The 12,035-nt window shown below is 50.7% G+C and carries 8 protein-coding genes; 2 read left to right on the top strand and 6 right to left on the bottom strand.

Annotated features, from left to right (window positions below; genetic code table 11):
- Positions 1–128: 128 nt before the first annotated feature.
- The 6 genes from NQU17_13410 to NQU17_13435 all read right to left on the bottom strand — a co-directional run bounded on the left by NQU17_13410 (position 129) and on the right by NQU17_13435 (position 10,457).
- Positions 129–1,502 carry an ISLre2 family transposase gene (locus tag NQU17_13410; protein ID UUM11618.1) on the bottom strand — a complete coding sequence of 458 codons (1,374 nt, stop codon included), beginning with the start codon at positions 1,500–1,502 and terminating at the stop codon, positions 129–131.
- Positions 1,503–2,216: 714 nt separating this feature from the next.
- Entirely contained in the window at positions 2,217–3,620 is a 1,404-nt protein-coding gene (locus NQU17_13415) for an ISL3 family transposase (protein UUM11619.1), read from the bottom strand.
- 665 nt (positions 3,621–4,285) lie between these two features.
- Positions 4,286–5,824, bottom strand: coding sequence for an ATP-binding cassette domain-containing protein (locus NQU17_13420; GenBank protein UUM11620.1), 1,539 nt, complete (start codon positions 5,822–5,824; stop codon positions 4,286–4,288).
- On the bottom strand, positions 5,793–7,607 hold the full coding sequence (locus tag NQU17_13425; GenBank protein UUM11621.1) for an ABC transporter ATP-binding protein/permease: 1,815 nt from the start codon (positions 7,605–7,607) through the stop codon (positions 5,793–5,795). Before NQU17_13425 ends, NQU17_13420 begins: the two co-directional genes overlap by 32 nt.
- On the bottom strand, positions 7,604–9,346 hold the full coding sequence (locus tag NQU17_13430; protein UUM11622.1) for an ABC transporter ATP-binding protein/permease: 1,743 nt from the start codon (positions 9,344–9,346) through the stop codon (positions 7,604–7,606). Before NQU17_13430 ends, NQU17_13425 begins: the two co-directional genes overlap by 4 nt.
- Positions 9,347–10,106: 760 nt before the next feature.
- Positions 10,107–10,457: an FMN-binding protein gene (locus tag NQU17_13435; GenBank protein UUM11623.1), complete on the bottom strand. Its 351-nt coding sequence runs from the start codon at positions 10,455–10,457 to the stop codon at positions 10,107–10,109.
- 247 nt (positions 10,458–10,704) lie between these two features.
- On the opposite strand from NQU17_13435, the gene NQU17_13440 reads away from it, so the two are divergent.
- Both NQU17_13440 and NQU17_13445 read left to right on the top strand, forming a co-directional pair.
- Entirely contained in the window at positions 10,705–11,619 is a 915-nt protein-coding gene (locus NQU17_13440; protein UUM11624.1) for an alpha/beta hydrolase, read from the top strand.
- Between the two features lies 1 nt (position 11,620).
- The gene (locus NQU17_13445; protein UUM11625.1) at positions 11,621–11,947 is read left to right on the top strand and encodes a PTS transporter subunit EIIB; all 327 of its coding nucleotides are present in this window, start codon (positions 11,621–11,623) and stop codon (positions 11,945–11,947) included.
- Positions 11,948–12,035 lie beyond the last annotated feature (88 nt).

Consider the following 12,035-nt stretch of genomic DNA (forward strand, 5'->3'; position numbering starts at 1 on the left):
TACTCCTTTATAATAATAACTGAATCACCTTTGTATTTCAAGAAACACTGTAAATTAAGATAGTGTCAACTTACTTTCGGTTCAAAAACTGAATAAGCCTGCCGTGCGGATTCCAAGTAGCCCGGGTTTTACGATTTATACCACCCAAAATGAGGCGTTGCATAGCTGATTGAACCTTGTTTTACCGGGTAGACCCGGCTCTTCTTCACGATCCGTTTTTCCAGCCTCAAAAGTCGGGCTTCCTTCTTCTTTTCTTTCTCTTTGGCAGCGAAGTAGCCCATGAGATCCCCGCCATTGAGGACGAAAACTCGCATGCGCGCTATATTCTCAGCACCTACTGTGCTCCACCCCATCGGGCGTGAAGATAACCGTGAGGAAAGCACATGACTGACATGCCCTTCCGCACTGCAGCCCTGATAGCCCGACTTGGCCGCGTTCTGGATCGATTCCCAGTTGGACAAAAGATAGGTTTTCATCTCGCCTAACTTCTTTTCCTGGGTCTTTTTAAGCGGCAATCCCGCTGCTGATTCGAAGAATGTGTTGATGTCCTCAAGGGAGTCCATGCTGATGGCGTCTTTGAGGTACCAGTAATATTCATCCTTTGTCCCTTTGTAGGAATCAATCGGCGTTGCCGCCTGGCGCAGGGCCTTTTCCAGGTGGAACTTATCCAGATAGAGCTTGCATCGAGGCAGAATCTGGGCACCCATCTTGATCCAGGACGCCCCATCCCCTGATAAGGAGATTTCCTCGATCTTATCCACTTCATAAGCCGAGTTCAGGTAATCGAACACTTCGTACCACAGTTCATCCGAGTTGCCCTTGTAGAAGCCTGCAAATCGACGTACACCCATTAAGGCCTTGCGTCTCTTCCCGACACTCTGCTGCCCCTCATGGACGTAGATCAGCCGCATCTGCTGATTGGAACCGTCCTGCATAGCTACATGATCCTCATCGGCCTCAATATAGATCCGAGATACCACTTTTTTCTGAGGCAGGGGTCCCTCAGAAGACTCAATGTTCCCCAGTCGATGGACCAGATTCATTACCGTAGTGCGGCTGGTAATTCCGCTGCTTGCATAGCGCTCCACCGTCCCCTGGTAAGAAATATCTTTAGCACTGGAGAGAAGACACGAGGCTAGTTCCCGGCTGATTCTCTGATGGGGCTCAAGGCCCAGAAGACGATCCACCAGACACACATGGTGATTGGTCTTTTTATCCCGAAAGTACGTCCGGCCAAAGACCACAGGTCCGGCTGTAGTAGCGATGGTTTTTGTTTGATAGCGCCGTTCGATGGTGTAGTCTTTTTTCCGTAACTGTGAGTTCCTCAGGCGCTCATCGAGTACCTGAACATAATCCTGGATCTGCTCACGGGCAATCCGATCCGTCAGCTCGTGAGTCTCCTGTACCACTTGATCCATGGTGAGAGTACCGCTTGCCATTCTTGAATCAAAACCTTGTCTGAGAGTGGTGAACATTGAGTTGAAATCTGTTAAGATAGGCATGAGAATAAGTCCTTTCGTGTAGTTTGTTTTTGGTTGTTACTAACTTTCTAGCACTTGGGCTTATTCTCTTTCATTTTCGACCTACAGTAACTTTACACTAACGTAAATTAATAGAGAATTAAATAAACTTATAATAATCGGCTGCATTGAAAATGAGACGATCAGGGACTCTGATGGATTATTCCGGTCGCTGAATAATCCATCAGAATGTCGATCAACTGATGCCTCAGTGCGGCATAGCTGCGGAGACAAGCCCTAGTTTGGATGTGTTTTGCGGATCACCAGGATCTTTTCCAGGTCACTTTTTTCTGGAGCCGGCATGTTCCATTGGGTCTGCCAGTATATATGTCGATTTCCAACTTAACTGCAGCGAGGATCAATTTTAAGTGAGAATTATTCTCGGAGTTTGTGGTGACTCCTGCTTGGACTTCTTTACTCTTAGGTCCTTATAACTCTCAACTGTTTCAGGCATTCAGTCTGGATGATCAACATGATATTTTCATGTTGATACTTGGTATATTTTTGCCTCAACTCCTCTGATCGCATTCAGCTCGGTTTCGTTTGATGTTTGAGCTTATTTGCTGAATGGATTTTCTCTCTTTGGAGATCACTGGTTTTTTGCTGGCCGCCTTAAGGAACCACAAAGACCAGGAATAGTTATCTTCACTGTACTTATTACGCCTGCGGGGGATCAGACTTTAGCTGTTTTTTGGCTCAATCATAAATTCTGTGGGATGGTGGATTCCTTACGTAAGTTTTACGACTCATATCGAATAACTTGAGGAAGAAGTATTCATCGTCTGGATAGCCATAACCTTGGCGTCGTAGTGTCTTGATCTTGTTATTGATCCCCTCGATCTGACCGTTAGAGATCCGGTAGGTCGCAAATGCAATGATCCCTTCAAAGTGTCGGTCCATCAGGCGCCCAAACCAGCGTAGGTGGTCATTTCTCGAAGCATAGCATACTTCCATGATCTCAGTTATCAGAACGGCCATCTCCGGCTCACTGGCGGCCTTGTAAGCCTCCGATAGCATCACTTTGATGAGATCCAACGTGAGCAGAAGCTGATTGTCCTGGATAAGCTGGTCGTACTTCTCCTCACTGCCTGGACAGCGCGTAATCATCGCCTTTGGGAAGAGAGTGCCGCCTTTGGACAAGGGCTTGCCCTGCACAGCCTCCAGGTCTTTGCGCTGCAGCGTCTCCCGGGATGACATCAGGATATACCGGGTCCGCTTGAGGGACTCAGCGGCTTTGTAGTCGCCCTCGGCCTGGAGACGTCTCTGCTCGTCTTTGCGCACTTCAGCGACTACTTTGTCATTGAAGTTTTTGACGATGTGGAAGTGGTCGAAGACCGGCTGGATATGAGGGCACTTTTCCTCAAAGGCTTCTTGGAAATCTGAGTTCATGTCAGAGGCGACTGCCTCAACCCCGTCCATCCACTCAAGACCGACGTGCTCAATGAAGTCATAGACGACCTGCTTGCGCTTGCCGTGGGCAATCCAGAGAATATGGCCCGTCTCTATGTCGATGATGTGGGTGGCGTACTGGTGGCCTCGGTGAAGCTTGAATTCGTCGATACTGAGGTACTTTGCCTGCCTCTGGGGCTTGGTGAGCTTTCCGTCCAGGGTGTACATTTCCTCCAGGCGTTTCAAGTCGATCGCTTTGACTGTGTTCTTGCCAAGACCAGTAATCTCAGCGACTTGCTTGAGGTTGTAGGTTCCGATGGCGAGAAGATCCCTAGTGTATTGCAAAAGTGGTTGCGAGATCCGATGACCTTGTGCCTGAAAGGGCACCTGTTGGACTCTGGTGATCCCGCAGGTTGGGCACAGTAATTGATTCTTGTCGAATTCCAGGGAAGTATAAGTGTGCCCGAAGTTCAGGTGCCAAAGACTACATGAGGACGTATTGTTAATGTGCATGAAGCCCCCGCAGTTGGGGCAGGCGCGATCGGTGTCATCTAGCTTGAGGACTCCATGAAACTGGATCACACTTTTACCGGAAACGGCAGTATGCTGTGAACTATGCGTATTAGTAAACCCAATAAGAGACGAAGGGATGTGCAGATAATTTTGGTAATCAGTGATTGTATTAGCTTGTTCATCCTGTGTATAATTCATTCAGAGCCTCCGCTGTGTTTGGATTTGTACATCCGCCAAGATGCAATTCCATCATAGCGCGGGGCTCGTCCTATTATCAAATGTTATGTCGGCGTGAGGTATTGATCTATTCGATCAATCCCACAGGTTTTGTGATTGACCCTGTTTTTTCTAAGTTCTTCAGCGATTTCTGGGTAATAGTTTTCGCTTGCCTCATTCATTTTTAAAGCATATACTTTTTGATTCTCTACGCAGGAGTGATTTCAACGAGACAGCTTCAGTCCGTCGATCTCAAACGATTCATGTGATTTTGCCCGACTCCTTACATCCAGGTAAACCATGGTTTTTGCCAATGAAATTGAGCTTGCAGTACCAGACAGGTATTCAATAACCCTTCACTTAGATTCAAGATATTATTAAGCTGAAAGAATAACCCCCCCAACATAGATTACTCAATCCAAGTTTGGGGGGGCAGTCCAATTACTCACCAACAAAAAAAATGCAGTGCTCTAAAAACTACGTTGGGATTTTGGATAGACCATTAGTAAATAGTGCTATTTATACAGCAGCACATGGCTGGTTTACGATAAGCAGATTAATTTCCAATCGACTAATGAAACGATGATCCACAGGTTCATCTTGAGATGGATAATCATTCCACGGGAGACTTTCTGGCTGGTTGCTGTTCAGGGAAGCTCAGTGAGAAACTGGTCCGCGAGGTTCAGCTGGCGGTCGCAGACGTTGGCAATATAGAGTCGGTCATGGGAGACGCTGATGATGCAGCCGGTAAAGTCGGAGAGGATCTCCCGGATCACGGGGGCTGACAGAGGGGAGAAGTTGCGGGTTGGTTCATCCAGGATGAGGAGTTGTTTGCCTTCTTTGATGAAATGGAGGATGAACAGTTTGGCTTTTTGTCCGTCGGACAGTTCGGCCGGCGGCCGGAGCATTTCCTCCCGGGTAAATTTCATGGCACCCATGAGTTCGCGGGCGCGTTCCTTGTCCAGCTTGTGGCCGGAAGGTGCCAGAAAATCAAGGCCGGTGGGGAAGCCTTCCAGGCCTTTCATATAATCCTGGGGCATGTAGCCGATGTTGAGATCGCCGCGCCGGGTCAGGTCTTCATAGATTTTTGCCAGGAGCAGGGACTTGCCGGTCCCGTTGTTTCCGGTGAAGACTACTTTATCGCGGGCCAGGATGGTCAGGTCAAAGGGCACCAGGAGCGTCCGCTGGGGCAGTTCCAGGGTGGCCTGATTCCATTCCAGGATTCGCTTGGCCGGGGGCAGGTCGGTTGGCGGGAAGAAGACATCGATGGCTTCCTCCGGGTGATCCACTTTGGTGTAGCTTTCTTTTTCAAATCGTCGTTCCATGGACTTCACCGCATGCATTTTCTTTTTGAGGAGCCGGCCGCCGGCGGGATCCTGCCGGGAAATGGCGTTTTGAGCGTGGTGAACAGCATTCATGATGTCATTGAGCCGTCGTTTCTTTTCCAGGTACTCGGCTTTTTCCTTCCGGGCCAGCTGCAGGGTTTTTTCGTATCCCTGCAGGCGCTCTTCCACATAGGTCCGGTAAGTGCCGCGGTAATCGGTGAATCGGCGTTTGGTTTTCAGGTTGACCTGCTCCAGATGGAGAATCCGGTTGGCACAGCGTTCCAGCAGAGTTTCGTCATGACTGACAAAGACCACCGGCATTTTCTGGCGCAGAATGAACTCCTCCAGAAATATGAGGGTTGCCAGGTCCAGGTCGTTGGTGGGCTCATCCAGCAGCAGGAGCCCGGCCGGGGTGCCCATGAGTTTCAGCAGCTGCAGCTTGACCCGCTCCCCGCCGGACAGTTTTGCCATGGGCAGGTCCTGGGTCAGGAAGGCGGTGGGTAGATGCAGGGAATCTGCCAGTTCATGGAACAGGGTCAGCCGGTTGTAGTCTTCCGGCTGCAGGATCTGGTCCGGTGTGCTTTTCAGCAGAAAGTCAGCGGGAATGGCATCGAACCATTCGGCCGGAAGATGCTGCGGCAAATAGCCCGTAATCACATCATCATGCAGGATCTCCCCGGTGACGGTAAAATAATCACTGCCGCCGGTGGGATCCAGCAGAATTCGGAGCAGGGTTGATTTTCCGTTGCCCTCCTCGCCGATGATGGCGATGCGGTCTCCGGGATTGATGGTGAAGCTGATGTCGCTGATCAGCTCTGTGCCGTCCGGTTTATGGACGTTCAGGTGTCGGAGTTCCATCATGGGGTACCACCTCCTCGCCCCAGATCGCTTTCAGTTCAGGTGATGTGGATAAGAGTTGTCCAGGCGGGCCGTAGGCTTCCATTTTACCGTCCTTGAGAACCAGTACTTTATCCGCGTTCTTCAGGCAGACATGCCGATTGGATACGGCGATGCGGGTTTTATGGCGCTGACCGATGCGCTCCCAGAGTTTCAGCTCCGTGTCGACATCCAGTGCCGAGGAAACATCATCCAGGACGAAGACTTCCGCTTCATGGGCCAGCATGCGGGCAATGGCGACGCGCTGTTTCTGTCCGCCGGACAGTTTGACGCCCTTGGTGCCGATGAGGGTGTCAGCATTCTGCTCAAACTGCTGCAGGTCCTCATTGAGAACGGAATCTGAGAACGCTCGTTCCAGAACCTCCGGCCGACGCTCATGGCCAAGCAGAATATTGTCCTTAATGGATTCCGAGAAGAGCGACGGGGTCTGGGAGGTGTAGCTGAACTGCGGGGGAATGACGCCCTGTTCGATGGGCAGAGCTTGTCCGTTCCACAGCACCTCGCCGGAATCTTTTGATTTGACTCCGAGCAGAGTTTTCAGGAGAGTGGATTTGCCGGAACCGATGCGCCCGGTAATGACCAGAAACTCTCCGGCCGGGAGGTCGAAGGAAATATCACTTACGCCATTCTCCCCCCCATAGGTGGAAGTCAGGTTTTTCACACTCAGGACCTTCAAAGGTTCTGCCAGGGGCTGTTCGGTAATGGCAGAGGGAGGATTTTTCAGGTTGAACCGGTTGACATCGAACAGGAAGCGGTCATCGCTTTGTCCGGTCATTTCCAGCATGCGGTCCAGGGAGACCGTGCTCTGCTGGAAGCGGGCGGCCTGGCGTCCGACCCATTCAAAGAAGGAGATTACATTCCAGATGTAGTAGTTGAAGATGACAAAGTCGGCGGTGGAAAAGGTGCCGGCCCGGATTTTTCCGGCTGCGGCGATGAGGATCAGGGCCGTGCCTACTCCGGAAATATTGTTGGAGATGTTCCACAGCAGTTCCTGAATCAGGCTGTCCTTCACCATGGCTTTCCGGCGGATCTCGCCATATTCCAGCAGGCGGGCGATGACGCTTCGCTCCGCGCCGTTCACTTTGATGGCCTGGATATTGTTGAACAGGTCACCCAGCAGGGATGAAACCAGAGCGGAGCCTTTGCGGGACTTTTTCCGGTTGTTGATGATGCGGTTGCTCATGACGTTGGCCACCCAGGCAATGCCGATGAGGGGCAGGAAGAGCAGGATGGTCAGCTGGGCGTCCACCGCCAGCAGAATGAAGAAGACCACGATGTTGTACATGAGCTTGCCGAAGAAATCCAGTGAATTGTCCAGGGCGAAGGTGACATGCATCGGATCCTCCTTGATGGAGTTGATGGCCTCACCCATGGAGAATTTGTTCTTTTCCGGGCGTTCCGTCAGGATCATGTCCAGCAGGTTCTGCTTCATGCCGTAATTGGCCTTGAACAGAAGCAGCGCCAGAAAATAGCCGACTCCGATGATCAGACTGATGCGAAGCAGGGCGTTGAGCATCTGGGGCAGCATGATGCCAAGGACCCGGCCGCGGTCATAGGCTTCGCCGGTTTCCAGATAGGTAAAGAAATTGCGGTACATGAGGCCGGGAACCAGCATCGTGACATAGAGCAGCGTCCAGCCAAACAGGTTGATCAGATAAATGCCCTTGACCTGGGGCAGTTGCTTGATGAAGATGCGGATTCCCCGGATCATATTTCCGGTATTGGATCGGGTGTTTGATTTTATCATATAAGTACCTCCTCCAGGCCGCGCTGAAGCAGTCTGGCAAAGTGAGAGTCAGGATCCTGGGTCAGCTGAGCTGTAGCGCCCTGCTCCAGGATGCGGCCATCTTCCAGGATCATGATTTCATCGGCCCGCAGAACAGTTTTCAGACGGTGGGCGATGATGATGGCGGTCCGGTTTTCCAGCAGGGTGTTCAAGGCCTTCTCCAGATATTTTTCAGTGATGGGATCCAGCCGTGAGGTGGCCTCATCCAGAATGACGATTTCCGGTTCCTTTAAAAAGACGCGGATGAAGGTCAGGAGCTGGAGTTCGCCGGTGGACAGGAAGGGGGCTTCCGTCGAAATTTTGGTATCAAGTCCCTCGGGGAGCTTGTTGAACCAGTCGCGAATGCCGATGCGGTCAATGGTGGCCATGATCTTTTCATCCGTGACCGAAGGATCGTACAGGGTCAGGTTGTCGCGCACCGAAGTATTAAACAGCTGAACTTCCTGGGTAACGTAGGAGATCTTGCGACGCAGCGTCTCGTCCGACAGGCGGCGGGCGTCGGTGCCGTCCAGATAAACGGTACCTTCGCTGGGATCGTACAGCTTCACGATCAGGCGGGCCAGGGTCGTTTTGCCGGAGCCGGTCCGTCCCAGGAGCCCAAGAATTTTGTTTTTCTCCAGGCGCAGTGTCACATCGTCGATGACCTTTTCATTGTCCTCATAGGAGAAATGAACATGGTCCAGTTCGATGCCGCCTGTATTGGCCGTCACCGTTTCGGTGCCGGAGGATAAATCCCGCTTTTCGGACAGGATTTCCCGGATCCGGCGGATGGAGGCATCGGTTTTTTGCATGTACATCAGTTCTTCCCGAAGGTTCAGGATCGGCATGATGATCAGTTCGCCCAGCCGGTTGATCAGGTAGGCGGTACCGATGGAGAGTTCCCCGGCAAATACCATCTTTGCCATCAAGAGGACGACGATGAATTCAACGCCCCACAGGACGGCCTCGTCATAGCCCCAGGCACCGAAGCCGAACATGAAATCACGCTTGAACCATTTGAACAGGCGTCGGAGCACTGCGTTCATCCGGTTCATCAGATGAGGTCGGGCATCCAGGGTGCGGATGTCTTCAACGGAGGTGATTGCTTCTCCGATGATGCCGTAGAGGTTCGATTCTTCCTCTCTCAGGTGTTCGGAGGTCTCATCGATCTTCTTGCCCATGACGATCATGTACAGATAGACCAGGATGGTCGCACCCATGTACAGCAGGGCAAAGCGCCAGTCGATGAAGAAGAAGTAGACAAAGACGCCGGCCATCATGAACAGGTTCATGACGATTCCGGTGATGAAGGTGGTGAAGAAGCCGAACAGGGAGTTGATGTCCCCGTCCACCCGTTCCACCAGCTGACCGGGAGTAAAGCGCTTGTGGAAGGCCATATCCAGGTCCATGGTGTGGCTTGTCAGATCAATGCGCAGGCCGTTGGTGGCCCGCCACCCGATGTTCTGGGTCAGCCAGGCGATGGCAATGCCGATCCCCTGCTTGGTAGCCGTCAGAACCAGGAACAGGACGGCCAGGCCATAGATACTGGCCAGCGGAACATCCGTTACGACCTGGTCGATGAATTCGCCCAGCAAACGCGGCTTGGCGGTTTCAACCAGAACATTGAGGATCAGGATCAGAAAGAGCGCGAGCAAGCCTTTCTTTTCCTTAACCAGGTATTTTTTTAATAGTGCGATGTAGTCTTTCAGGTTAATTTTCACGAATACTGTCCTCCTTGACTGTCAAATTTTGGATAAAAAGGGCTGGCACGGATCTCCAGGCATGCAAAAAAGGCCATGGGAGTTCCCATGACCATGTCAGATGCAAACGATAGCTTTATTGCACAAAAAATAAAGCGAGGTGCATAACAAGGATCACAGCGATGTCTCCCGAATTTTCTGCATGACAAAAAAGGCATATCGTGCCCGGGTTTTGTCGTTTACAGATTAATTCTGGTCTCCATCATTGAAATCATGTTATTACCTCCAGAGTGTTACTCACTCACACTTACCATTAAATCGCACTTTTTTTGATTTGTAAAGCGAAACCGGTTCAATAACGAAAATTCAACCCGGCATTATAACCCAACTTTCGTATAATTCCTTGTCGAATCACTCTGCCCCAAAGCAAACTAATGTTGGGCCAACGGCAGAAACCACTGGACTGCAGATCGAGTCTGTTCCAGAAAAATTTTTTGATCGCCGTACGGATTCTGGTTCCTCAATCCTGTGAATCGGATTTAATTCAACTCTGCACAAAAACAAAGTCCAAATTCCTTACCCTCGCACTGATTTGAACCCCGCGGTATACCAGTGCATGACTCCACGGCTCAGGGAAGAAAGCAAGGAAGATTACAAGGAAGAAGGAAAAGAAGATAACAAGAAAGGAAGCAGGGAGGAAGGAAACGAAGATTACAGGGAAGAAAACAGGAAAGAGAGCGGAGAAGAAAAAAAATCAGCCCTGCGGCTGATTTTTTTTGACTTATTTGAACTTGGTAACATCCAGCTTCATTTCGGTCAGAGCCTGCTCGACCGCAGTCTTGATTCCGGTGGAAGTCATGGTTGCACCTGAAACTGCGTCAACAGTTATCTTATTGGTTTCCATGATCTTGGCGGGAATGCTCTTCAGAGCCTCGCCAGCAACTTCTGGAGTCTCGTTGTTGGCAACAACCTCAACCTTTTCGATCTTATCTGCCGTAGCGGTGACTTTGACTTTCAGTCCGTCGTACATTCCCTTTACGGTAACTTCTTTGGTCTGGGGTCCGGCAGGAGCGGCCGGGCTGCAAGCGGTGAGCATTGCGCCGAGTAAAACTGCACTTATGATTTTCTTCATTATTAACCTCCGAACATTTGTTAAGGATAGCATGATTTTAACAATAAATGAGATTGAATGCAATTGAATTGAACGATACAATTACAGGATCTGTTGCGGTCTTAAGGAGAATTTCTCGGGAAATGGCGCACTGAGGGCTCCGAAGCAATATAGAAATGTTTTTCGCAAAACATTAAGTTTTGATGACGATAAATAACATAAAACTAATTCATAACTGTCCAGTATAATAGAGGACAGGAGTGATCAAATGATGAAAGTGGAAGTAAATTTAGGGGAATTGCCCCTTGCAACATACCGTTGGCAATACGAAGCGGGTCAGCCCAAGGCAGTGGTCCAGATTATCCACAGCATTTCAGAACATATGGGACGATACGAGGAACTGGCCTCATTTTTAAATGATTACGGCTATGAAGTCTGGGGTCATGACCATCCTGGTCACGGCAGCACCGGACCCAGTTTGGGAAGCGTGTCCGGCGATGCCATGAGTTTGCTGCTGGGCGGAATTCATGCAGTCCGGGAGGCAATTGCGAAGGAACTGCCGGATGTTCCGGTGATTTTACTGGGACATTCCATGGGATCTTTTCTTGCGCTGCGGGCGGCAGAACTGGATAAGACGCGCTGGGACGGACTGATTCTGTCCGGAACCAACGACCGCAATCCCATTCTTCTGGAGCGGGCGCACCTGGCTTCCAATACGCTGCTGAGCCACCTGAAGAAACGAAAAGGAGCCGAACGGGCTCTGTACCAGATGATTCTCAAAGGGTTTGCTTCGGGCATTCATCTGGCCCGAACCGACTGGCGGACCAGTGATCCCATCGAGGCGGCCCGGTATGAGGAAGATCCGCGGTGCGGTTTTCCGGTGGATCACGAGTTCATGAAAAGCCTCGCCAAAGGACTTTCGGTCTGGTATCGCAAGGATGAGCTGGCCAGACTGTCAAAGAATCTGCCGATCCTTATTATTTCAGGTACACAGGACCGGATCGGTAACTTTGGCAAGGGAGCGGCCAAACTGGCCAGGTCCCTGAGCGGTGCCGGTCTGCCTTTAATCTATCTGCGCTTTTACGAAGGCGCCCGCCATGACCTGTTCTGGGAGATCACCCGGCAGGAAACGATGGTGGATCTGCTGGAATTTTTAAAGATTTCTACAAAGGAGCGGATGTAACATGTCGTTATCAGCCAGGGAGATCGCACAGGCCTTGCTCGACAGCATTGGCGGGAAACAGAATGTAACCGGTCTGAAGCGCTGCAGCACCAAGCTTCGGTTCACACTGAAGAACGCATCTCTGGTGCGGGAAGAAAACATCAAGCGGCTTAACGGAATCATCGGTATCATAGAGGCCGACAATCTCTACTATATTATTCCGGAAGCCGGCCTGACTCTGAAAATCTACAATGAACTGGTACATATGGTTGACTCAACGTCGGCAACACAGGAAAAAACCAGATGGTTTGACCGGATCCGCAACCGCTTTCAAGGGGATCGCAAATAATCGGACTCGTTGATTTCAGGACTTGTACTTCTCTTCATTATTTTCATTGATCGAACAAAGTGAAACCTCCGATCCATGTGTGGACCGG

This window comes from Clostridiaceae bacterium HFYG-1003 (assembly GCA_024579835.1).
Classification (GTDB): Bacteria; Bacillota; Clostridia; order Clostridiales; family Clostridiaceae; genus JG1575.

Coding starts and splice junctions, on each gene's coding strand:
- NQU17_13425 (UUM11621.1), bottom strand. CDS start 7,607: ATGATAAAATCAAACACCCGATCCAATACCGGAAATATGATCCGGGGA.
- NQU17_13410 (UUM11618.1), bottom strand. CDS start 1,502: ATGCCTATCTTAACAGATTTCAACTCAATGTTCACCACTCTCAGACAA.
- NQU17_13415 (UUM11619.1), bottom strand. CDS start 3,620: ATGAATTATACACAGGATGAACAAGCTAATACAATCACTGATTACCAA.
- NQU17_13445 (UUM11625.1), top strand. CDS start 11,621: ATGTCGTTATCAGCCAGGGAGATCGCACAGGCCTTGCTCGACAGCATT.
- NQU17_13420 (UUM11620.1), bottom strand. CDS start 5,824: ATGATGGAACTCCGACACCTGAACGTCCATAAACCGGACGGCACAGAG.
- NQU17_13440 (UUM11624.1), top strand. CDS start 10,705: ATGATGAAAGTGGAAGTAAATTTAGGGGAATTGCCCCTTGCAACATAC.
- NQU17_13435 (UUM11623.1), bottom strand. CDS start 10,457: ATGAAGAAAATCATAAGTGCAGTTTTACTCGGCGCAATGCTCACCGCT.